This is a genomic window from Psychrobacter sp. H29 (genome assembly GCF_059073055.1).
In genome coordinates this window covers 527,435-551,939 of sequence record NZ_JCACRY010000001.1, presented here as the reverse complement: position 1 = coordinate 551,939, position 24,505 = coordinate 527,435, and the positions used below count along the sequence as shown (strand labels likewise).

Annotated in this window: 20 protein-coding genes; 8 read left to right on the top strand and 12 right to left on the bottom strand. The window is 44.8% G+C overall.

The genetic code is table 11. From position 1 onward, the window contains the following. Window position 1: 1 nt before the first annotated feature. The gene (locus tag AC5JP1_RS02265) at window positions 2-1,210 is read right to left on the bottom strand and encodes an acetyl-CoA C-acetyltransferase (RefSeq protein ID WP_493842958.1); all 1,209 of its coding nucleotides are present in this window, start codon (window positions 1,208-1,210) and stop codon (window positions 2-4) included. Window positions 1,211-1,266: 56 nt separating this feature from the next. Then, the gene (locus AC5JP1_RS02260; protein ID WP_493842957.1) at window positions 1,267-2,418 is read right to left on the bottom strand and encodes an acyl-CoA dehydrogenase family protein; all 1,152 of its coding nucleotides are present in this window, start codon (window positions 2,416-2,418) and stop codon (window positions 1,267-1,269) included. Between the two features lie 282 nt (window positions 2,419-2,700). Between AC5JP1_RS02260 and AC5JP1_RS02255 the strand changes: the two genes are divergently transcribed. Next, complete coding sequence (locus AC5JP1_RS02255; RefSeq protein WP_493842956.1) at window positions 2,701-3,339, top strand: TetR/AcrR family transcriptional regulator; 639 nt, start codon at window positions 2,701-2,703, stop codon at window positions 3,337-3,339. Between the two features lie 221 nt (window positions 3,340-3,560). Here the strand turns inward: AC5JP1_RS02255 and AC5JP1_RS02250 are convergent, their stop codons facing one another. Continuing rightward, the gene (locus tag AC5JP1_RS02250) at window positions 3,561-4,196 is read right to left on the bottom strand and encodes a hypothetical protein (protein ID WP_493842955.1); all 636 of its coding nucleotides are present in this window, start codon (window positions 4,194-4,196) and stop codon (window positions 3,561-3,563) included. A gap of 563 nt (window positions 4,197-4,759) precedes the next feature. Here AC5JP1_RS02250 and AC5JP1_RS02245 point away from each other — a divergent pair. The 3 genes from AC5JP1_RS02245 to AC5JP1_RS02235 all read left to right on the top strand — a co-directional run bounded on the left by AC5JP1_RS02245 (window position 4,760) and on the right by AC5JP1_RS02235 (window position 9,733). Continuing rightward, on the top strand, window positions 4,760-5,959 hold the full coding sequence (locus tag AC5JP1_RS02245) for a sugar transporter (RefSeq protein ID WP_493842954.1): 1,200 nt from the start codon (window positions 4,760-4,762) through the stop codon (window positions 5,957-5,959). Window positions 5,960-6,289: 330 nt separating this feature from the next. Further along, window positions 6,290-7,552, top strand: coding sequence for an MFS transporter (locus AC5JP1_RS02240; protein WP_493842953.1), 1,263 nt, complete (start codon window positions 6,290-6,292; stop codon window positions 7,550-7,552). A gap of 297 nt (window positions 7,553-7,849) precedes the next feature. Beyond that, on the top strand, window positions 7,850-9,733 hold the full coding sequence (locus tag AC5JP1_RS02235; protein WP_493842952.1) for an autotransporter domain-containing protein: 1,884 nt from the start codon (window positions 7,850-7,852) through the stop codon (window positions 9,731-9,733). Between the two features lie 169 nt (window positions 9,734-9,902). On the opposite strand, the gene arfB is transcribed toward AC5JP1_RS02235, so the two are convergent. The 6 genes from arfB to AC5JP1_RS02205 form a co-directional block, all read right to left on the bottom strand. Then, window positions 9,903-10,316, bottom strand: coding sequence for an alternative ribosome rescue aminoacyl-tRNA hydrolase ArfB (gene arfB, locus AC5JP1_RS02230; RefSeq protein WP_493842951.1), 414 nt, complete (start codon window positions 10,314-10,316; stop codon window positions 9,903-9,905). 61 nt (window positions 10,317-10,377) lie between these two features. Next, entirely contained in the window at window positions 10,378-11,232 is an 855-nt protein-coding gene (locus AC5JP1_RS02225) for an HpcH/HpaI aldolase/citrate lyase family protein (RefSeq protein WP_493842950.1), read from the bottom strand. 107 nt (window positions 11,233-11,339) lie between these two features. Then, the gene (locus tag AC5JP1_RS02220; protein ID WP_493842949.1) at window positions 11,340-12,104 is read right to left on the bottom strand and encodes an SDR family oxidoreductase; all 765 of its coding nucleotides are present in this window, start codon (window positions 12,102-12,104) and stop codon (window positions 11,340-11,342) included. Window positions 12,105-12,311: 207 nt separating this feature from the next. Further along, window positions 12,312-13,106 (bottom strand): SDR family NAD(P)-dependent oxidoreductase, encoded by a 795-nt coding sequence (locus tag AC5JP1_RS02215; protein WP_493842948.1) that lies wholly within the window; start codon window positions 13,104-13,106, stop codon window positions 12,312-12,314. A gap of 3 nt (window positions 13,107-13,109) precedes the next feature. Beyond that, window positions 13,110-14,117, bottom strand: a complete 1,008-nt coding sequence (locus AC5JP1_RS02210; RefSeq protein WP_493842947.1) for an NADP-dependent oxidoreductase — start codon at window positions 14,115-14,117, stop codon at window positions 13,110-13,112. A 22-nt stretch (window positions 14,118-14,139) separates the two neighbouring features. Beyond that, window positions 14,140-15,945 (bottom strand): acyl-CoA dehydrogenase family protein, encoded by a 1,806-nt coding sequence (locus AC5JP1_RS02205; RefSeq protein WP_443526321.1) that lies wholly within the window; start codon window positions 15,943-15,945, stop codon window positions 14,140-14,142. A 182-nt stretch (window positions 15,946-16,127) separates the two neighbouring features. Between AC5JP1_RS02205 and AC5JP1_RS02200 the strand changes: the two genes are divergently transcribed. After that, window positions 16,128-17,150 (top strand): GlxA family transcriptional regulator, encoded by a 1,023-nt coding sequence (locus tag AC5JP1_RS02200; RefSeq protein ID WP_493842946.1) that lies wholly within the window; start codon window positions 16,128-16,130, stop codon window positions 17,148-17,150. Between the two features lie 102 nt (window positions 17,151-17,252). Here AC5JP1_RS02200 and AC5JP1_RS02195 read toward each other — a convergent pair whose 3' ends face one another. Then, on the bottom strand, window positions 17,253-18,527 hold the full coding sequence (locus tag AC5JP1_RS02195; protein ID WP_493842945.1) for an LD-carboxypeptidase: 1,275 nt from the start codon (window positions 18,525-18,527) through the stop codon (window positions 17,253-17,255). 263 nt (window positions 18,528-18,790) lie between these two features. Here AC5JP1_RS02195 and AC5JP1_RS02190 point away from each other — a divergent pair, with 263 nt between their 5' ends. After that, window positions 18,791-19,303 carry a YkvA family protein gene (locus tag AC5JP1_RS02190; RefSeq protein WP_493842944.1) on the top strand — a complete coding sequence of 171 codons (513 nt, stop codon included), beginning with the start codon at window positions 18,791-18,793 and terminating at the stop codon, window positions 19,301-19,303. Window positions 19,304-19,458: 155 nt separating this feature from the next. Here the strand turns inward: AC5JP1_RS02190 and AC5JP1_RS02185 are convergent, their stop codons facing one another. After that, a complete protein-coding gene (locus AC5JP1_RS02185; RefSeq protein ID WP_493842943.1) occupies window positions 19,459-19,764 on the bottom strand; it encodes a hypothetical protein in 306 nt (101 codons plus the stop codon). A gap of 100 nt (window positions 19,765-19,864) precedes the next feature. Continuing rightward, complete coding sequence (locus AC5JP1_RS02180; RefSeq protein WP_493842942.1) at window positions 19,865-20,410, bottom strand: hypothetical protein; 546 nt, start codon at window positions 20,408-20,410, stop codon at window positions 19,865-19,867. Window positions 20,411-20,815: 405 nt separating this feature from the next. Here AC5JP1_RS02180 and dnaQ point away from each other — a divergent pair, with 405 nt between their 5' ends. Both dnaQ and AC5JP1_RS02170 read left to right on the top strand, forming a co-directional pair. Next, window positions 20,816-22,435, top strand: coding sequence for a DNA polymerase III subunit epsilon (gene dnaQ, locus AC5JP1_RS02175; RefSeq protein ID WP_493842941.1), 1,620 nt, complete (start codon window positions 20,816-20,818; stop codon window positions 22,433-22,435). Window positions 22,436-22,694: 259 nt separating this feature from the next. Next, the gene (locus tag AC5JP1_RS02170; protein WP_493842940.1) at window positions 22,695-24,377 is read left to right on the top strand and encodes a hypothetical protein; all 1,683 of its coding nucleotides are present in this window, start codon (window positions 22,695-22,697) and stop codon (window positions 24,375-24,377) included. Window positions 24,378-24,505: the final 128 nt, after the last annotated feature.

The following is a 24,505-nucleotide window of genomic DNA, read 5'->3' as shown; positions in this document are numbered from 1 at the left end:
GTTAAACGCGCTCGATGATGGTGGCAATGCCCATACCACCGCCCACACATAGCGTGATCATGGCGGTCTTGAGGTCACGGCGCTCTAACTCATCGAGGACGGTCGTCATTAGCATCGCACCCGTTGCCCCAAGCGGATGACCCATGGATATTGCACCACCATTAACATTGACAATATCAAGCGAGACTCCAAAATCATCAGCGGTATTCATCGGGACAGCAGCGAATGCTTCGTTGATTTCCCACAGGTCTATATCAGAGGCTTGCATGCCCGCTTTATCGAGGGCTTTTTGGCAAGCTGGCGTTGGACCTGTCAGCATGATGGCAGGTTCTGAGCCAATAACTGATGCCATCGTGATTTTGGCGCGTGGTTTTAGACCTGCTTTTTGACCAGCAGCAGCACTACCGACCAAACAAATCGCGGCCCCATCAACGATGCCTGAAGAGTTGCCTGCATGATGTACATGGTTGACGGTTTCAATCGTGGTGTATCGGTCTAATATCACGCTATCAAAGCCCATTTTACCTGGCATAACAAAAGAAGGTTTAAGACCCGCTAAAGTCTCGACATTGGTATTAGGGCGGATGGTTTCATCTTTATCCAGTAGCATCATACCGTTGAGATCGGTGACAGGGACGACAGATTTGTCGTAATAGCCTTTCTCCCATGCCTGTGCAGCGCGGCGATGCGACTCGGTGGCAAAAGCATCGACATCACTACGACTAAAGCCTTTGAGCGTTGCGATGGTGTCTGCACCCACGCCTTGCGGTACGAAATGCGTCGCGTCATTGACGCGTGGATCCATGTACCAAGCGCCGCCATCAGAGCCCATCGGCACGCGGCTCATGGACTCAACGCCGCCCGCCACCACCATATCCTCCATACCTGACATGACTTTGGCAGCCGCCAGATTGATGGATTCTAGACCAGAGGCACAAAAGCGAGACAAGGTTACTCCAGCCACACTTTGTGCCCAGCCAGCATCAATCACGGCGATACGCGCAATATCAGAGCCCTGCTCGCCCACTGGTGTCACACAGCCAAGCACCACATCATCAACCAAGCTGGTATCTAAGTTGTGGCGCTGCTCCATCTTTTTTAATAAGGTACGTGTCAGCCAAATCGGTGATGCCTGATAAAGAGAGCCATCCTTTTTTCCTTTACCACGTGGCGTACGGATAGCATCGTAAATATATGCAGTCTCAGTCATAAAAAATCCTTTTTTATTTTTAAACAAACCATCATTTCAATCAATAAGCAACACGTCTACATGAAGCGCGAAGCCAGCTCTTTCATAATCTCATTGGTACCGCCATAGATTTTTTGTACGCGGGCATCAGCGTATAGACGTGCGATAGGATATTCTGTCATATAGCCATAGCCACCAAACAGTTGTACACATTCATCCAGCACTTCACATTGTTTTTCGGTAACCCAGTATTTGATCAGTGACGCATGCGGTACAGACAATTTATTTTCAAGCATTGCATCTACTGCCGCGTCACACATGCTGCTAGCAGCAAGATAATCGGCATAGCACTCTGCCATCTTGAAGCGGGTATTTTGGAACTTCCAAATGGGCTTGCCAAAAGCTTCGCGACCTTTTACATAATCTAGGGTCAAGTTGATCGCCAGCTTCATCGACCCAATACCTGATAACGCAATGATCAGACGCTCACGTGGTAACTCCTGCATCATTTGTATAAAACCCATACCTTCTACCGTACCTAAGAGGTTGGTTTGCGGCACACGTACATTACTAAAGAACAGCTCTGAGGTATCTTGCGACGTCAGACCAATCTTATCGAGATTGCGTCCACGCTCAAACCCTTCTACTTTATCGGTTTCGACAATGATAAGTGAGACACCTTGCGCGCCTTTTTCACGGTCCGTTTTGCAGGCTAACAAAATCAGATTGGCATGCTGACCGTTGGTGATAAAAGTCTTTGAACCGTTAATGATATAGTCATCACCGTCTTTTACCGCATAGGTTTTGATGTTTTGTAGGTCAGACCCTGTACCAGGTTCGGTCATGGCAATGGCGCCAATGTATTCGCCTGTTGCCATCTTGGGTAGCCACGCTTGTTTTTGTTCTTCAGTACCATGGTCTAAAATATAGGGCGCAACGATACCTGAGTGCACCATCCCGCCAAATCCTGACTGATTGGCCTCAGTCTGTGCGTAAATAAGCGCCGCTTCATGACCGAAATCGCCACCGCCGCCGCCATACTCGCTTGGTATCGCCGCACACAAAAACCCCATCTCGCCCGCCTCTTCCCACGCATCGCGATCAATCATGCCGTTTTTGCGCCACTGCTCATCTTTGGGATCCCAAGATTGGAACATCTTTAGGGCGCTGTCGTGCACCATCTGATGCTCTTCGGTCATCCAATTTGGAGTGAATTTTTCGATACTCATAATGTCTATCCTTGACAAGGTTAAGTGAACAACAACGATATCCACGTTATTTCAGTAAAAAACCAACTTATGGTAATTTATATTACCGTTACCTACATACTATAAATTCACTGTATTTACTGATAACTGAGTCTTATACTAGGTCATGAAAAACTACTTCGCAATCAATTAAATAAAAATGGTAATTCACATTACTTATTAATGTAATCACGTTAGATTAGCGAGATAGTTATTCGACTGGTAGGACATATCAAATAGCTAATACTTCAAGAAGTGATAAATATGAACACCTTTAGTCAGTCAGATGATGCCAACCCAACTCGAGCTCTAGCCTCGCTATCCGATATGCGACCTGCAACTTTGGAGAAAATCGAGAAAGCGGTTCGTCAAGATTTTGCAGGATTTGACGCCAATGAGGTAACGATGGCGCAGATTGCAAAATCTGCAAATGTCTCATTGCAAACGCTTTACAAGTACTTCGGCGACAAACAAACGCTGTTTTATACCATTATGGATATTGTGCTGGGCAGATTGGCTGCTCGTATCATGGATCATCTGCAAGGTATTGATAGCGTCCAAGATCGTCTGCGAAAGACGCTGTGGGTGTGTTTTGACTTTGTCGACTCGCACCCAGATGCGGTGATGGTGCTCTCATCTGTATCGGCATCACGCATACGTAATATTGCAATTTATGAAAACAAAGAATTAATTGGCGCATTTTTGGCAGTACTAGAAGATGGGCAAAATCGTGGGGTACTCAATGATACCGTTCCCTTACATATACTCTTCGATGTGTTTATGGGCTTTATCAGTCGTCTTGGACTCATGCATACCATTCGCCAAACAGAGACACCCATAAATGCAGAGTTTGATGCACTATTCACTATTTTGTGGCGTGCTATCTCTAAACCTGAGGTTTAATATGATACTTGTACAACGATTCTTATGCCTCAATGTTTAGCACAAGAAGGTATTCAACACACTAACCGTAATTAAAAAAACCAAAAAGCCCCACGACAAAGTGAGGCTTTTTTCTGTCTTTTAAAATTTTTTGTTTTTTGAAACTATTTGTCTTTTAAAATCAATCTGATTATTCAGTCAATATAACTAATCAGTTAAGCTGATTGTATATTCACAGTATTTCAGATGCTACTAGATTTCGGCAATCCGTACTCTATATGTTCGATCCTATGATTGGGTTTCTCGATAGTCAGCTGATAACTTTTTATAACCCCATCATATGGCAAATGGCTCTCATACTGCTGATAGTGCTCACAGATACACTCTTCAATCGCTGACTTACGTGCAGCATCGTCTAATTTGGCAAAACCATTGGGCAGATATACTTGCGCAAAACGCGACGCTGCATCGCGAGACATCCAGTTTGTGCTACTGACGAAGGTAAAACCCACATCGGCACGCAAGCTATATTTGGGTAGTGTATTGGAATGGTTCGCTACATCATCCTTAATCTGAGCGATATCTTCTGCGAATGGCTGATACGGTATCTCAAGCACAGCGAAAAGTGCTATCAAAAATTCATCTGCCGTAAAGTATTTATCCATATAGCTGCCATCGAGTCCGAGGTGCTTGTTCGATAGCACATGGCGCAGGCGGTCATAGGCAGGTATGGTGTGTTTGAGAGGATAGCCCATTTGCTTGACGATATCTTGCGGGCGCAGCTCAAGCGACTCTATTTGATTAATTATATACTGCGCTAGAGAATGGCGTGGATGATAACAACGGGTATATTTAGATGGATTAGCAATGTGGCTCATGATATTGAACACCTTAGACTCCTGTAACTCCGACAAAAAAGGTTGAGATATGCCAAATAGGCAAAAAATCAGGCACAAATGAGGGTGTCGGAGTACAGGCTCATGCGCTTTACCAGAGTTGTTTTATATCGTGCTGGAAGTTGCAAGGTTTGAATGCTGTCACAAGGTTGGCCTCATGATCGGTCAGTCAAAACTGTTAAACCCACGATAAATCGTTCAACGATGATAGCACATCAGATGACAGAAAATAAATACTGATATGTTTACTTATTTTGCAAATATCAGCAGCTGCTGTTTTGGGCTATAAGTATTTTTTAATCTTCGTTATGATATGTCGCCTTATCTCCCCAAATGATAGAATTAAAGCGCTCTAATATCATTGCTCAATAGCACTGTATACCATGCTCTCTTTTAGTAAAGTCTACGTAACATCTCTTATCAGAAAATATCTATGACGATCCTCTTTGACTTGCTATCTTGCACCGCGACCCTTGTATTACCAAATGTCTACCCCACCTTGAGTTATCACCCGTAGTATTAGCACCTGCTTTATATTGGATCTTATGACACATAACCTTGAGGCCAGCACAAACGCTCGCCGAACTCAGTATTTTCAAGTATTTTTGATGGGCGTTAGTGCCTTCATTATGAACACTACAGAATTCGTTCCTGTGGCACTGCTCAGTGATATCGCTCAAGACTTCTCTATCACTACGGCGGAGACGGGATGGATGCTGACACTCTATGCTTGGATTGTCGCAGCGATGTCATTACCCCTGATGCTACTGACCAGCCGATTTGAGCGCAAACGACTGCTGTTGGGAATTTTTGCGGTATTCATCGCCAGTCATGTGCTGTCTGTATTTGCGTGGAGTTTTGACGTGCTGCTCATTAGCCGCGTCGGTATTGCACTATCGCATGCGATATTTTGGTCCATCACAGCAGCTATTGCCATACGCGTGGCTCCTGAAGGCAAAAAAGCGTTGGCACTCAGTGTACTGGCGACTGGCACTTCATTGGCAATGGTATTGGGTGTGCCGCTAGGTCGCTTGGTCGGTCAATGGTTCGGTTGGCGCGCCACTTTTGGCGGTATTGGTTTCATTGCGCTGGTGGTATTTGTGCTACAGGCGAGGCTTTTGCCCACGCTGCCCAGTATGTTTGAGGGGTCTTTTAGAAAAATTCCAGAACTACTCAAAAACCCACTATTGGTCTGCTTATATTTGCTTATCTTATTGGTCTTTACCGCCCACTATACGGCGTATTCTTATATAGAGCCGTTTATGCGTCAGGTTGGTAACATCAGCGAAAACGCAGCGACTTTTGTGTTGCTGCTGTTTGGCGCGGCAGGTATTTTGGGTAGTATTATATTTAGTCGTTGGGGCGATAGGTTCAATACTCAGTTGATGCTGATGTCGACGATATTGATACTGGTAGCGATGCTGACACTATTGTTTGCCGTAACCTCAGTATGGGCGCTTAGTATCAACGCCATACTGTGGGGCACGGCGCTCATGCTACTGATCATCTCGATGCAGGCCAAAGTCATCATGGTGGATGTCAACGCCCAAGACATGCTCATGTCGATGTTCTCAGGTATTATTAATCTGGGAATCGGTACGGGTGCGCTATTTGGCGGTTATGCTGTCACCCACATCTCGCTGTCTAGCGTCGGCTATGCGGGTGCTGCGATTGCCAGTCTTGCGCTACTTCTCATGCTATTTATGATAAAGCGTTTTCCTGAGCTGAGTCGGCGACTGGGTTAATCAAAAACACTATCAAAAGATAGTCATTAAAAAATAGCAGTAAACATGCCAGCCATATAAACGGGCTGGTATTTTTTTGTCATTGTCTCTTAGATCATTGCAATAATTTAATTAAACATTCATTGAACGAACGTTCACGTATCGTTATACTGATTTCTATTGGACAAAAGTATGCTTAATCGATAAGCATACTTAATAAAAGATCGACAAGGATTGAGCACACAAGGATGCGTGTAAAATGAATGACACTAAAAACAGGGACGCTGTTGTCTATGATCTGCCTTTAACGGCATTGAATATTGCCAATTTTCAGCTTGTTGGAGGTTGGTGATGTCGAACGGATCAACTCAACGAGAGAACCAGAACAGCACCGCACCGCTTAGACTAGGCAATGTGCATTATGCTTGGATCGTCGCTATGACTGGGTCTGTGGCAATGTTCTGCGGACTAGGATTGGGGCGATTTGCCTTCGGTATGCTATTGCCCTCTATGTCATCTTCTTTGGGGCTGAATTACACCCAAAGTGGCATATTGGGATTTACCAACCTAATAGGCTATCTCGTCGCCGTACTTCTGAGTCCATTGGTACTACCGCGACTTGGCACTCGCAATACCGCGACAGCAAGTCTGCTCCTTATTGCAGTTTCTATGCTTGGTATGGCTTTTACGACAGGGTTTCCGGCATTATGTGCACTCTATGTGCTGACAGGTATCGGTAGCGGCGGTGTGGTTTTACCAATGATGAGCGTCATGTCACATTGGTTTTTTCCATCGCATCGCGGACTTGCCTTAGGACTCGTCATGGCAGGCCCGGGATTTGGCATCATACTATCAGGTTTTGTGGTACCCAAACTTGTGCCCCTTTTAGGTCTACTATCCTGGCAGACAGGCTGGCTCATTTTTGCTGTTATCAATGTGGTAGTGGCTTTGCTGACTTTTACTTTGATTCGCAACCATCCAGATGATGTGAGGCAAGACCCTTTTGGGCGTATCCCTACCTCACCTGTCAAAAACAAAAAAAAGCTAGAACGCAGCAATATCAAGCTACTTGTACATTTGGGTATCATCTTTGCGATTTATGGTGCCACTTACATGGTTTACGTCACCTTTATCGTCACTAGCATGGTCGGCGCTTATCAACTGAGCGAAGCGACTGCTGGTGGTATTTGGGCGTGGATTGGACTGCTTAGCATGTTTTCAGGCATGTTGTTTGGTTGGATCTCTGACCACATTGGCAGACGCCTTGGTCTTGCCTTGGCTTTTTTCTTCTTGGCTATCGCTTATCTGTTGGTCGGACTCACTGATTGGCAGTTAGGGCTGTATTTATCAATTGTCTTGTTTGGCATAGTGGTATGGAGTGTTCCTGTCATTATGGCTGCCTCTGCAGGCGATTATTTTGGAGCGGCAGCCGCAGCAAGTGCGCTCGCGGCACTGACGTTTGCTTTTTCGGGTGGGCAGGCGCTTGGACCTGTGCTGGCAGGTTATCTTGCAGAGATCACTGGGGACTTTAGTATCAGCTATCTACTATCTGGCATCGCAGCTTTTGTGGCACTTGGACTGTCTCTGCTGTTGCGTCCACAAAAATCACCTTGATACTACTATAGGCGACACTCTCTACGCTATGCATGATTAGATATGTACTGAGTTAAATGAAGGGGCTGGTCAGTTAAAGCAACTGATTTAAAAACTTGCAATCTCCATATGCATCATATACTTACCGCTTCTCTATAATAGAGGACCATAATTAATTGCTACAGATTTTTTAAAGCTTTGCAACTGATATTTTGACCGCTATGTTCTTTTATTTTTGCTATCAAAAGGATTGATAGCTTGCCCAAAAGCAGTTACACTCGGCTGACAAACTATTACATTTACGACAAGGAAGTCGCTATGTCTCGTCATACCCTTCTCCCCGCAGTCAGCCAGACTACGCTCAAAACGCTCACCAAAAGCATGTTAGCCATTACGCTATGTACAGCAGGATTTGCTCACGCTAATGATTATAGTAGCGTGACTTTTTTTGGTGATAGCTTGACCGATGGCGGCTATTTTAGCCAAGTTGTGCCAGGTCCTGCTCAGTTCACTACTAACCCTGATAATACCTGGGCGACCTCATTTGCTGAACAGCTAGGTACAACCGCTACCCCTGTGGTGTTCGGTAGTCCTCAAACTGGCAATAACTATGCTATTGGCGGTGCAAGAGCAGGAGAAGATGAAGTGTTCCCTGGTGGTGTTCCCATTGCTTCTGCCAATAGCCAAGTCAGTAATTACTTAGCTGATAACAACGTCGATCCTAATGGACTCTATGTGGTGTGGGCAGGGGCAAATGATTTGCTGGCGGCGGGTGAAGACTCTGATAATGCTCAAGCTACCATACTAGGCGCAGTAGCCAGCCAGATCGATACGATTAATACTCTAAAGGATAATGGCGCAAACTACATTTTAGTGCCTAATATTCCTGATGTTGGCCTGACGCCTAGATTTCTTCCAGATCCAAGTTTAGAAGGACAAGAGCTCGCAGACGCTTTAGCCGCCCAAGGGGCTGCAACTGGCGCAACTGGTCTATACAATCAATTTATGCTCAGTGGCGTGGCGGGTACTGGGGCTAATATCATACCCCTAGATATGTTTAGCTTATCACGAGAAATCATTGCATCACCTGCTCAGTATGGCTTTACCAATGTTACTGATGAAGCCTGCGGTGACAATAATAGCTCTCTAACTTGTGGACCTGATGATCTTGTAGAGGCAAATGCTAATGAAACCTACTTCTTCGCTGATGGCATACATCCCACAGGGCGTACGCATCAATTGATTGCAGATTATGCAAATGCGGTTGTTACGGCACCAAGTCTAATAGGCGTTTTGCCTCATATTGCGACGACCACTGGACTGGCAACCAATGAGCGCTTGCAGTCACACATCAATCAAGTCCAAAATAGCGCGCAAAAACCTGCCCGTGCTCTATGGGCAGTCGGTGAAGTTGCCAATCAAGAGATTGCAGGGTTTGACGGTGACAATAACACTCAGGTATTGCTTGGTGTAGATTTTGCTCATCCAAACTCAGCCAACGCGGTGACAGGTTTATATGGCCATATCACCCAAAAAGACTTTGAAGACTCGGACGTCGGTACTGGTTTGAGCGACATTGATCTTGGAGAGGTTGGTTTTGGTGTCTACCATAGCAACAACCTTAGCGGTTTACAGCTCAATGGTGCTGCAGGGTTTGGCAACATGGATGTCGATGTCACACGTAATGTCACACTTGGTGGCAACCGACAACAGTTTGAGTCAAATGCTGATGGTAAGCGCTTCTATGCCAATGTACAGGCAGGCTACCCTATGCAAGTCAGTCGCATTGCCATCACCCCTTATATCGGTGCAACAGCGAGCCGCGTAAAAATCGACGGACTCAAAGAAAAAGAGATGTCTGGCATCGCCATGCAGTTTGATGAACAAAAATACTCTACGACATATGGCAAGCTTGGGCTAAAAGCCAATCACACCTTGATGGAAAACCTCAACGTATTTGGTGATATTCATTACCAAAAGCAGCTGAGTGACAATCGCGACGCGGTAACCGCACGTTTGAATACGCTACCGAACATCAGCTTTGAGACGCCTACGATCGAAACTGATGATGATAATGTTGCTATGACACTTGGTCTGTCTAGAAGCTTTGGCTTGTTGAACGCCAATGCTGGCGTCACACACTCACAAGGTGATGATGATGACTCAACCAGCTTATTTGTTGGTCTTAGCGGTGCATTCTAAACCACTAGCGAGTCTGTAATAATGGATTGCGGTATAGGTGATAACTAATCCCCTATACCGATTTTTATTTTAAGATACCTACAATTGCTTTTACCGCGTAGTACCTTCTAATGCAATTATCTTCTACTGAAAATATGTCTTAACAACAAAATCTGATATAGCAAACCTTCTAAAAGTCTACTTTACCGCGTAAGGCTTTTGTTTTACCACGCTGGGTTTTTTGGTCTACGCGTTTGCGTTTGGCGTTTCTACTAGGTTTGGTCGGTTTTCTGGTTTTATTGACGTAAGTGGCTTTTGTGATAAAGCCCTGCAGTCGCTCAAGTGCATCAATCTTATTACGCTCCTGCGTACGAAACTGTTGCGCTTTTATGATGAGCACACCTTCTTTGGTGATGCGGCTATCTTTGCTGTCTAGCAATCGCCGCTTGTATTCGTCGCTCAGACTTGAGGAATGAATATCAAAACGCAGATGAATGGCAGAGGATACTTTGTTGACATTCTGCCCGCCTGCACCTTGTGCGCGTATCGCACTGATTTCAACCTCGTTGTCATTGAGGCTGATACGGTTGTTGATAAATATCATAGTATGCTTTTATAGAGTATGAATAGATATCGTCCATGATATCGCATTATAGATTTGCCTGCTACTTTGCCAATAGCTGGTTCAATAATTGACGACTGCGCTCTATCACTGGTGCATCCACCATCTCTCCCTCTATTTTGAACACGGCCCGCCCGCTGCGCTCGTACTCATCTACCACACGCTGAGCAAAAGACAGCGCCTCAGCTGTTGGCTGTAATGCCTGCTGGACGACAGCCACTTGTTTGGGATGAATACATAGCATTCCTGATAGGCCCATCTGTGACCATAGCTGCACCCGCGCGCTCAGCCCTATTTCATCGTTAAAATCAGGATAAATAGTATCGATAGGTGGCGACAACTGATGTACTGTTGACGTTATAATGAGTTGATAACGAATCTGATTGGCAATAGTATCCGCAGCAGACGTTCCTACTTGCACCTGCAGCTCATTACACAAATCTAGAAACCCATAGCTAAATGCCACTAGCCCAACTGCCTTTGCCATGCTATCGATTTGGTATAACCCAACAGCACTCTCAATCAATGCGATGACAGGTAAGCTTGTGACCTGATGTACACTATTAATGTCTTCTGCTTTCTCAGCTTTGGCTAATACCACACCTGCTAAGTGTGGCATTTGCTGACACAGTACAATATCTTTGAAGAACGCTTCACTGCCTGCCTTGTTGATACGTACCCAAATCGGCTGATAACCTGCACTATTATGATATTGCTTTAATGATTCACGTGCGAATGCTTTATCCTCTGGAGCTACCGCATCTTCTAAATCTACGATGACCGCATCTGCACCACTAGCAAAGGCCTTGTCTACTCTATCCATTCGAGTCGCTGGTACAAACAACCATGTTTTGTTTTGAGAAATGGCATGTACACGGTCATTGTTCATCGATCCCATACTGCACTCCTTTTATAGTTCATCAAAAATTGAATGAGAAAAACCGCATGAGCATTAGTCTCATACGGTTTTCGATAGTAACAATCTTTTGACTGACGTCATGTTAATTAAGCCAGCATACCACCATCGACAACAATAGTTGCACCAGTCGTATAGCTTGAGGCATCCGATACCAGATACAGTACGGTACCTGCCATCTCATCAGGGTCAGCCACGCGCCCGAGCGGAATCGAGTGTAATGCCATTTTCAAGACTTTATCGTTAGTCGTCAAGGCCGAGGCAAATTTGGTATCGGTCAAGCCTGGCAATAACGCATTGACACGGATGTTTAGTGGACCACATTCTTTGGCAAATGCTTTGGTCATGCTAATGACTGCAGCTTTGGTGATTGAATAGATCCCTTGCTTATCGCCTGCTACTAAGCCGTTGACGGATGCTGTGTTTAAAATCACACCGCCGCCCTGCTCTTTCATCATTTTGCCAGCGGCAGTAGACATAAAGAAGTAACCACGAATATTTACTTCAACGGTTTTGTCAAAGGCAGCTAAATCCGTGTCTAAGACATGACCATAGTATGGGTTGGCTGCTGCATTATTGACCAAAATATCGATTTGACCAAATTCGCTTTTGATATGTGCAAACGTTGCGTCAATTTGCTCCATATCTCCCACATGACAAGCAAAAGCACTTGCTTTATAACCATCAGCGACAATACTGTCAGCGACTGCTTGGCAAGCGTCGATTTTGCGGCTAGAGACGATGACATGTGCGCCTCTAGAAGCCAAGAGACGGGCAATAGATTCACCAATGCCTCGGCTAGCACCCGTTACTAGGGCAATCTTGCCCGTTAAATCAAATAAATCTTTCATCATTATTCCTTATATTTTTAGATATTTTATACGTGTGAGATTCACGGCTATACATATTAGTGGCTAAAGTAATTCGGTTACTAAGCTTGTATGTTTGAGCCTATATATTCAAGCCTATGTAATCAAGCTTAGACCGCTGAACGCAGATAATCGCTGTCATACAAACAGCGATTATCGAGCACTAATGAGCAAAATACACGCGCTCACCGATTATGCTAGCATACCACCATCTAAGGTGAATGCATGACCGTTCATAAAGGTGCTCTCATCACTGGCAAGCCATGCAATCGCATTAGAAATCTCATCAACGTTTCCTAAGCGGCGTAGCGGACTGGCCTTGATAGTTGCTTGCTGCGTACGCTCATCCATAGACGCCATAGTATTGCGTACCATTGGCGTATCGATGAAGCTTGGGCATACGGCATTAAAACGAATATTGGCGCGAGCATACTCATGGGCTGCTGATTTGGTGAGACCCATAACTCCGTGTTTGGCAGCACTATAGGCTGAAATCATAGGCGCTGAGCGTAGACCTGCAATAGAGGCTACGTTAATCACATGACCGCCGCCACTCGGTAACATACACTTAACTGCGGCACGCATACAGTGCCAAACGCCTTTTAAATTCACGGCGATATTGCGATCAAACTCTTCATCACTCAGCTCATGCATCGGTGATGGTTTATGATCGATGCCGGCATTGTTTACCACCACGTCTAGACCGCCCAGCGTTTCCATGGCAAAATCAAATAACGCGCGCACTTCATCACCGCTGGTCACGTCTACTTTTTTGAAGACGATACTGTTACCAGCATCCTGACCTTGCTGGGCAACAGCAGCGCCCATCTCTTCTGCCATATCACCGATGACCACTTTTGCACCGCGACTGGCTAACAACAATGCACTTGCTGCACCGATGCCTGAGGCACCGCCCGTGATCAAAACTCGTTTGCCAGCCACATTACTAGCTACATCTGATGCAATTCCATTTGTGTTCAGTGTCATGATCTATCCCTCTACCTTAAGTACTAGTTTGCCGAAGTTTTCACCATTAAAGAGCATCATAAGCGTATCAGGGAACGTCTCGATACCCTCAACAATATGGTCTTTTACTTTCATATCACCTGACTGAATCCAGCCAGCAATTTCTTTCATAGCGACTGGATATTCTTTGATGTTATCGAAAACCACAATGCCTTCCATACGAGCACGATTGACCAATAATGACAGATAGTTCGATGGACCTTTTACTTCTGTAGTGTTGTTATATTGGCTAATGGCACCGCAAATAACGATACGAGCATGTAGGTTAATTTTGGTCAGCACATCATTTAAGATATCACCGCCAACGTTGTCAAAATAGACGTCAACGCCGTCCGGACAGGTTTTCTTTAATGCCTTTTTTACGTCTTCGTTTTTGTAATCAATCGTCGCATCAAACCCAAGCTCATCGACTAAGAATTTACATTTCTCAGCACCACCTGCGATACCAACGACGCGGCAGCCTTTAATCTTGGCAATTTGACCGACCAAGCTACCCACAGCACCAGCAGCACCAGAGACAACAACGGTCTCGCCTGCTTTTGGCTGACCTGTCTTTAGCAAACCAAAATACCCTGTCATGCCTGGCATACCAAGTACACCTAGGTAATAGGACAACGGCGCTAAGTTTGGATCGACTTTGTGCAAACCAGTACCATCACTTACCGCATACGACTGCACGCCATTGTGTCCTGCCACATAGTCACCGACAGCGAACTTTTCATGTTTACTCTCGATCACTTCACCGACCGTACCACCGCGCATCACATCACCAATCTGTACCGGCTCGATATAGGATTTTGCATCATTTAGCCAGCCGCGCATAGCAGGATCGATAGAGATATAGTCAACTCTAATCAGTAATTGACCATCACTGATGGTCGGTATTTCCGTTTCGGTATAATCCCAAGTCTCTGCACTTGGTGCACCAACAGGTCTTGCTTTTAGGCGCCATTGTTTGTTTATCGTTGTCATGTCTCTTTCCTTAGAGTTGTACTTAGAACCAATCCGCTTGCATATCAGTACAAACAGCGTTGGTGTTGGTTAAAATCTCGATATCGCGCTTGATTAATGGCAGCTCCCAATCGATGAAATACTTAGCCGCTTGTATCTTGCCCTTATAAAAGTTCTGCTGCTCAGTATCTTGGGTAGTGCTTAGTAGCTGCTCGGCTTTACTGGCTTGGCGAATCCAAATCCAGCTCAGAACAATTGAGGCAAAGATATTCATCAATGCTTGGGCATTACCAGTAAGCGTTAGTGCCTCTTCTGTCTGCAACACTTTGCTTAGATGTACCAGCACTTCATGCAGATGACCCATATAAGGTGTCAGTTTGCCCGCAAGCGCTGCACTCTCAGGCGTGGTGATACTCTCTAGGTCTTGGGTGATTTCACGCTTTAGGATTTGAATACCCAAACCACCTTTTTGCCACAACTTACGAAATGACAAATCTAGTGCCTGTACACCATTTGTGCCTTCATGAATCGGATTTAGGCGATTGTCACGCCAAAACTGCTCAGCATGATACTCACGCGTATAGCCTGCGCCGCCCAATACTTGGATACCCAGATCATTGGCTTTTGGACCATACTCAGATGGCCATGCTTTTAGTACTGGCGTGAGAAGGTCTAACAGCTCGGTGAGCTCATTTTTTAGCGTATCATCTTCACAGGTATTGATACGGTCAATCAGATTTGAGCCGTACAAACATAGCGAGATACCACCTTCAGAATAGGCTTTCTGTGCCAGTAGCATGCGTTTTACATCACCATGTTGAATGATAGCAGTCGCATCATCTTCAGGCTTGTTATTCGGTGCAATTCGACCTTGGGTACGGTCTTTGGCATAATCTAGCGAATACTGATAGCCGCGATAGCCGATCATCGACGCACCAAAACCAACAGCAATACGCGCCTCATTCATCATCTTGAACATATAGCGCAGACCAAAGTGCTCATCACCAATCAGATAACCATAGCACTCGCCTTCATCACCGAAGCTCAATGCGGTAGAAGTCGCCCCTCTATAACCAAGCTTATGAATCAGTCCTGTCAGATGCACATCGTTACGCTCGCCAACAGACAAGTCATCGTTCAAGCGATATTTCGGTACGGCAAATAAAGAGATGCCTTTGACCCCACCTGGACCGCCTGGGATTTTGGCCAATACCAAATGCACGATATTGTCAGACAGTTCGTGATCGCCGCCTGAGATATAAATTTTGCTGCCTTTGACACGGTACGAGCCGTCGTCTTGTTTGACTGCGGTGGTCTTGATATCAGCAAGTGACGAGCCAGCATGTGGCTCTGTCAGCGCCATGGTTCCAGTGAACTCACCTGTTAGCATACGCGGCATAAAGGCAGCTTTGATCTCGTCGCTAGCAAAATGCGAGATAACGTTGATTGCTGCGGTGGTCAAAAATGGATAAGCCGTTGTCGACGGGTTGGCTGCCATAAAGTAGCCTGCCACGGCAGTCATGACGGTTTCAGGCAATTGCATGCCACCATCTTCGAAACTATAACGACCGGCGATAAAGCCAGATTCGCGAAACGCATCAAAAGCAACTTTGACATCGCTTATCATGCTGACTTTTTTGCCATCGAACTGCGGCTCGTCTTTGTCTGCAATATGATTGTGCGGCAAAAACAAATCGGTTGCGATCTTATTTGCGGTCTCTAATACTGCGTCAAACGTCTCGCGGCTATGTTCTGAAAACTTTGAGTGCTCGGTGAGTGTTTCAGTACCTAGTACGTCATACAACTGGAACGGTAACTCAAAATCATTGAGGAGGGTATCTGCTGCCATAGTATTCTCGCTAACGAATTAAATGTAGTTATCAATTGATATTAATCTAATTTAACCTGCCTCCGTATTGTCATTTATGACATAATTATGGTCAAATAAGACAGATATGGCGTACACAGTTGGACAAAAATACCAACCAAACGGCTGTTTTGGTACATATATCAATGGAGAATTAGTGACTGATGCCTTACTTCAAACCTTTTAAGATGATTATCCTTGGCTTCGATGGCGTGCTTGGTAGTGTCCTCTCTGGCGCATTGGATTTATTTTCGTTTACAGGCGTCAGCTGGCAACGGTTCTCAAATGAGTCTGTAGAGCCTCGGTTTAACGTGCAGATAGCAAGTCTAGGCGGCGGGGATATCAGATGTAGTAACCGTTTGATCATGCAAGCTCACTGCGATATTCAAGATGTGACAGAGTGCGATTTATTGCTCGTCCCTACTATTGGAGATTCTATTGACAAAGTATTGACGCAAAACAGCGAGCTGCTACCACACCTAGTGCGGCTTGCAAATACCAATGCTGATATTGCGAGTAATTGTAGCGGGGCGTTTTTTTTGGCAAAGGCAGGATTATTGGATCACAAAGTAGCCACCACTCACTGGGGCTATGCCAACAAATTTAAAGCAGATTTTCCACTGGTCGATTTGCAAGAAAACCAGTTTGTCACGCAGTCAAGAAGTCAGTCGAGTACTCAATCAGGCAATATATTCTGTGCGGCAGGTGGTAGTGCTTTTTATGACCTAGGACTTTTATTAATAGAGCGTTACTGTGGCCGTGAGATGTCTACGCAAGTAGCAAAGACCCAAATTATCGATAGTAAAAGAGGCAGTCAAAACAGCTATACCAATGTGACTTTGCACAAACCACATTCGGATCATTTGATTAAACAAGTCCAAGACTACATAGAAGAAAACTTCCGCCAACCGTTACAGATCAGTAGCCTAGCTGCCATGATAAACATCACACCGCGGACGTTGAACAGACGCTTTCAGTCTTGCGTCGCGATGCGACCGATTGAGTATATTCAAGCTGTCAGAATCGAGCAGGCCAAACGCTTACTAGAGTTGGGCGACGTCTCGATAAAATCACTGGCCTATCAAGTTGGTTATGAGGACATCTCGTCATTTACCCGACTATTCAAACGTGCAACAGAGCTCACTCCTAAGGAGTATCAAGATAAGTTTTCACGGTTGGCGATTTAGCAATGCTAATAATTATTGGTTTAAAGTTAGTAGTTAGAGACTAATGCCCAATACTTAGCACTTAGCACTTAGCACTTAGCACTTAGTGCTTAGTGCTAAGCGCTAAGTAGGCTGCCACAAGCCCTCTACATGAATAGCGTCAGCCTTGATAGTTGGATAGTCGCTAAATGCCAACTGATAGCCACCATCTGTATCAGGGTTGAGCTGGCACGTGGCACCAAGTGGGAAGCTGTGCTTTTGACCGATATGACCAAAACGCATACCACTATAAACCGGCAATCCTGTTAGTTCATGCAATTGGCGAATGACTGTAGCAACATCATAGCGCTTGTCATAACTGTCCTCGCCTGCACCAGACAACGCCCCAAGTACAATCGCTTGTTGGTGTTTAAAGGCACCTGCTAGGTACAAGTCATACAACATACGCTCAATACGATATGCCTGCTCCCCCACGTCTTCTAAGAACACAATACCACCATCAATGCGAGGCAGATACTCACTACCTGCCAATGCAGATACCACGCTCAAATTACCACCCCAGATAGTACCTGTTATTGGTTTTGGCTCACCACTTGCTAAGATACTAGGCAAATTTTGACTGGTCAAAGATGCGTCTTGTATGCTGATGGTTAAGCGAGGATTGATTAGCGCTTCGGCAAACTGCCGACAACTGACATGGTCGGGCGCTGATTTGCCAAACTCACTATAGAGCATGGGGGCCGCCAGCGAGCTCATTGACCCTTTTGCCAGTAATGCACACTGAAGAGCTGTCACATCGCTAAACCCTGCGAGTATCGTGCCGCGCTCTTTTGTAATACGACCAAGTGTCACCCAGTCAACCATGGGCAATAGTCGCATCGCACCGTAACCACCGCGGACACCAAGTAGGAGTTTTGGTGCCGCTATCGCACCAGTGGCAATATTTTGAAAGTCACTTGCCCGCTGGAAGTCCGTACCCGAAAAGCGCAAATACTGACGATTGGTAATTGTAGGATTATTTACTTTAAACCCCGCACAAGCCATACGATCCAATGCCAATTGGTTACGATCGTCACTGCCGCCCATATTGGAGCTGGCAAAAATCCGTGTCTCAATAGTTGGGGTAATACAGCGCGTTTGGGTTGATGACGACTGTGAGGGTAATGATGAGTGCTCACCCGATAGTGCCATTGGTAAATCGTCTTTGGTCAGCTGCGATATATTATTGGCATCGGCAGAACTCGCGGCAAATGCTTGAGATATAACTTGAGTCGCTAATGCTGCGGTGCCTGCACCGATACCTATTTGACGCAAGAATTGCCGGCGGTTTAGTCTGGCGCTGATACTAGTCACTAGTTTTGAGCGCTCATTTTTAGCTAATAGAGTGTTTGAACCCATACGTTACTACTGCCTATATACTTTTATTTTTGTTGTTTATCTATGCTGAGCAATTTTGTACTGATATATATTTATCGCAAGACATACTTATGCCCATACCCGTTACTATAGTCGTGCGCTCATATTGTAACGTATCTCACCAGCAGACAAGTTGCCCAACCTTTACCTATATTTACTTTTTCGCTACCGAGACACACAATACAGGTTGATTGAATTTGTTACTGTAAATACGAATTCATCGAAAATAATAAAAGGCAAAATTTATGTTTAATAAAAAAACGAACAAAGATAAAGCGCTTGACTCTAATTTGGAATATTTACTTAGTAAAGAAAGCAAACTAAAAGAAAAGCTAGAAGACAGCGGATACCTTGAACCTTTTAGTGATGATCTGATGCTATTTATGAGTCTTGTCAAAGACTATTACAAAGGTGATTACCGTAAGATTCCTTTTAAAACCATTTCAGCTGGCGTTGTTGGTGCGATATATACGCTGAACCCAATTGATTTGATTCCTGATTCTATTCCATTCATCGGTCATATCGATGATGCACTGGTACTTAGATTTTGCTTAAAACAAGCCAAAAAAGATCTGCAAAAATACAAAGAATGGAAACAAGAACAATCAGATGCCAAAGCTAAGTCAGAAGCCAAAAAAGATGCCGATAAAAATAGTGACGACAAGGCTACTACTGATAAAGAAACTAACAGTGATAAGAAAGATGGCGACAAGAAAGACAGTGATGAAAACAGCGCCGACCTAAAAAAAGTATCATAGCCATTAATTAACCCAAGTAATCAACCGATCAAGTTTTACAGCGTACTAAACGCTAATAAAACTGTAGTATCAAACAAGCTGATAAACCAAAGCCACGACCGTTCATTTAGGATTCGGTCGTGGCTTTTTGCGGTCAGCCCATCTACTGGCATGCTTTAATCAGGGACATCGTATCTCGCTTTTTCTGGATTGAGCCCGAACGAATAGACAAAGGTCGCCACCAAACTATTGATAATGATAAAAGGTAAATCAATCGAAGCATGACCAAGTGCATAACGACCAATAAACCACGAAACAATGAGCATAATGATAAAAAACCCACCCAAATATGCCAAAATAGCAGGGTGCTTTAGATTGTAGGGCTGTTCAGGTGTCGGCTGTTTTTCTAATACATAGGTTCTTATCGCCCAGCCCGCTGCATAAGAAAACCCGCCTAACACGACATAACTAAAAAAATTCATATTGCTTAACTCTAATGGTATGACTGTTTATAGCAAAATACGGTTTTAAGATACCATCTAAAAATACTGTTTTTCATCAATAATGCTGAAGGACATCGTTTTAGATACTCTCATTGACATTATCGATAATAATATCAGCATGGGGATTACCTAAAATATCCGTATTGATATCATCACACTCTACTCGGTAGATAGTGTTGGCACCTCGGTAAATATAAGACAAGTACTCACTGTCTAACAGTGGGTCGATATTTGCATAGGAGGGCTTGACATGGGCCAGTACCAGCACTCGATCAGGACGACCAATAACCGCATCAACGTTGTCAGGGTCAATAGAGAAGAACTGCGGTATATCACTATTGTCAATCACCTCTAATGTCTCAGGATTATCCCAAACACGTTTGGCTGTGGCCGGCTCTTTCATCTGCATCACCCAAGCGCCTTCTTGTTGGCTAACCTTTATCTGGGCAGGCTCGTCTTGGCTCACGGTATAGCAACCCTCAAAGACAGACAGGTCTGTCGCAACCTCACTATCTGCTTGAGTACTGCTATCATTACAAGCACTCAAAAAGAGTACGCTACTGGCAGTCACACTGAGCATCAGATACGTCAGTCTTTTATAAGAAATGTTTGAGCGTAAGGACATAATAGAGTTACCCTGCAGTTATGTGTTAGAAGCTGTCTTTGAGCGAACCATTATTGCATAATCATCAAAGCGACGTTATCAAAGCAATATTAAGGAGCCATCTAGAACCAGTTACCTATAACTGGTCATCTATAACTAGTTATCTACAACTTAGTTTCGCTACTTTTTGCTACGGCGCTTGTGTGTGATGTTGCTGTCAGTACGCTAATGTTATTTTAACAGAAAACAATCAGGTTACTATTATGTTGTGAGTAGACAGAAGGGTTTTGCGATTTTGTGTGTGGTGATTGCCCCTATTTATTATAGATTTGCTATACTCACAACGTCAGCACTTGGTACATATAGCATGAACAAGATGCTTTAGCACAATGCTATGCCCATCCTTTATCAGGTCAATATTCTTTTATGTCAGACAACGGTAGTAACCCTATGCCATCCATCACAGACAATGCAACCAATCCACTAGCCGCCAAAGCAAATACCACTGTCGCCTATACTGATGGTGCCTGCAAAGGCAATCCTGGCGCTGGCGGTTGGGGCGCGCATCTTATATTCAGTGATGGCAATACACAAGACCTATATGGCGGCGATACCGAAACCACCAACAACCGCATGGAGCTAATGGGTGCGATACAGGCCCTGACGCATAGTCCACATGAACAGACGCTTGAGATTTGGACAGACTCCAGTTATGTCCAAAAAGGCATCACCGAATGGATTGAAGGTTGGAAGAAAAAAGGCTGGAAAACAGCCAGCAAAAAGCCCGTCGCGAACAAAGACCTATGGCAGCAACTAGATAAACTGTGCCAGATGCGCGATGTGAGCTGGCACTGGGTCAAGGGTCATGCTGGACATGCAGGTAACGAAAAAGCAGATGAGCTGGCAAATTTAGGGGTCACATCAAATAGCGGTCATACAGCAATAACTGAGTCAGACAGCACTAAAAAAAAAGACCACGTGACGTCTGATAAGACCCAGAACTCATCTAATGATGATTGGCTGAAGTTCGACCCATTGGGTTTAGATATGGCAGACGATGAGTATGACGAAGACATCTTAGAGGATGAGTCGCAGGTTTATGACTCCCATCAAGCTACTACCAGCACTACCACAAATAAAGATGATCGCGCGCAGGCTACGCATCATCACAGCAATATCAACACCAATACCCCGACGATTATCAATGATATGCCAGAGGTCAAAACATCTATGACTGATACCACCATAAATAGCGGCACAATGAGTATAGATCCTGATGCTCCTAAGTTTGATGGGGATACGAGCCGTGCTAACCCTCATTTCAAACCGCTGCTACCAAAACCAATACATCGTCATGAGGCAGATCGCCAGCTCATTATGGATACGGAGACCACAGGACTTGATGCCCTAAAAGGTGACCGAGTCATTGAGGTGGGTATTGTAGAGATGGTTGGACGTAAATTCACTGGTGAGAAACTACACGTCTACATCAACCCGCAGCGCGGTATGGATGAGGAAGTCATTCGTATTCATGGTATCTCTGAGGCATTCTTGACCGATAAGCCTACTTTTGATCAAGTGGCACAGGCCTTATATGATTTCATGGATGGCGCTGAGATTATCGCTCATAACGCCACGTTTGATATGAACTTCTTAAATATGGAGTTTGCGAAAGTTGGTTTGAATGACTTTGCCAATCGGGTACAAGTCACTGACTCTTTGGTCATGGCAAAGCAGCAATACCCTGGGCAAAAAAACACCCTAGATGCCCTAGTGCGTCGCCTAAACGTTGGTAAGCAAGACCGTACCTTTCACGGCGCCTTACTGGATTCAGAGATTTTAGCCGAAGTGTATTTGGCAATGACAGGTGGACAGGTCACCCTCGCCATTGAAGAGGATACTCAAGCAGATGGTGGACAGACCGCTCATGCAAATTTCGCTGATTTGGCAAATCTATTGCTAGCGTCATCTACAGACGAGACTGCCAATCAAAGCTGGTATAGCGCTTTGGCAGAAGACTACCCTGCACTCAACGCCCATCTCTAGCTGATGTCTAGTTGACGTTTGGCAGCTGATGGTCGTTAACTCAGCGCAAACAAATATAAGCAGTCAAGTGCCGAAGCACGATGCATACTGTAAACAAAATTGTCTAATATTCTGTTGTCGTCGACTGACTCCACATCGACAATTGTACAATATAGTCTTGATTATTATTAAATAAAACGTTAAAACATCACTAACAACTATTTTATAATTCAAATTTATACCATTGTTATTCTCATCAGTACATTATGGAAAAATACTTATGGACCAGTCTGCGCAAATGAAGTTAACCGCCCCTACGCTTAGTGTTACTGATTTTAATCTACCCTCCCTTCATTTGTTGCATGATGAGGTTGTCGCCACACTTAAGGATACTGAGATTCACTTAAGTGAGTTCAACGACGATAACAATCAAGCCCCTTTATTATTAGACTCTATTGGTGTCCTAAAACAGCTGTCCCGTATTTTTAAACTGATCTCTTTGGTCGGTGCAGAGCTGTTGAACGATGCCATCGTTGATGGTCTACAGCGTCTTTATGATAGTGGCGATAATAATGATGTCGATTTAATCATGGATCTATCAGAAGCCATCATGACGTTGGATCGCTATATCGAGTTTGTCCTACTAACTGAATCGGTAGAGCCGACTTTATTATTACCCGTGGTCAACAAGCTTAATGCTCACGGGCAGAAACCGCCTATGGTGGTCGAAGACTTTTCTGCCTTTGGCAGCAGTAGCGTCATTATCGCCAATCCGGAACAAAATTTCGAACCGCTCAGCTCACTTAATTTGGATACAGAACTACTCACTGATGCGTATCGCAGTGGTCTTGGAGTAGCGCTACTGAATCAAGATGGCGATATCGATGCCAACGAGCAGCAAAGACTCGATGCGATGAGCGCTGCCTGTGCATTGATAGCGTCACAGACCAATAGTTTATTTTGGCAAGCAGCGACGACTGCAGTTACTGATCTTGCAGCGGTTATGCCATTAAGTTTGAGCCAAAAACATACGTTGATTTATTTAGAGCAGCAATTTCACAGCTATTTACCAGTGATGGACACACGCTTTGCTGATTTGGTTAGCTTTGCCTGCCAGCGTGATAGCGCAGCGGCACAGCACTTGCGTGAGCAGTATGCAAGTAACCATTTAGAAGGTACTCAGCTTGATGAAATGAAGCGTTTCTTGTTTGGTCCCAATCGCGCGCTTACCGATACCTTAAATACTATTATTCAAACGCAGATTGGTTCGATCAAAGAAAATGTGGACAGCTATGCACGTGGGGACTCAATCAATCCTATTGACATGCATACTGCACAGATAATCGAAGCTTTGACTGAGCTTAGCTCAGCACTACGTCTGCTTGGACTCTCAAATGCTGCCAACAGCCTTAGCACCGCAGCAGACGCTGTCAGTCATTGGCAAGCGCCGTCACCAGATGATTTTGACCATTTATTATTGGCATTGATGCATGCAGAGAACGCAGCCATTGCAATGGCAGAGATGCATACACCAGGGGCGATTTATCTACCGCTAAATAACCCTCACATCTCATTGCATCAGCTCAATACAGCCAACGATACGCTGATACAAGAGAGTCGTACTGCTATCGCGAGTGTCGAGCAAGCCATCAATGACTACTTGGCAGAGCCTGAGCGTGATATGTTAAATATTCAAAACGTCCCTGGCATGATGCGTCAAGTCGCAGGTGCAGTGCGCTTCTTACAGCTGCCTACTCCTGCTAGTATGCTGAGTCAATTGGCTAACTATATCGAGCAACGTATAGAAAGCGAACGACGCATTGAAGACAGCACATTGGCCTGCATCGCTGATGTCATTATGGCCGTCGATCATCATTTAGATGGCTTTGAGAATAACCGTCCTGTTAGCAAGCAAGCCCTTGATATTGGTCAGCAAAGCCTGAGCCACTTACTTGCAGCGTGATAAAGTGGTCTGAATGTCATGGTTATAACGTTACCGCCATGACATTTATCTTAACTATCATCGATAAGATCATTTACTTTAAATAAGTCTGTATCTAAGCCGATGCAGGTTTATCTCAAACTGTTTGG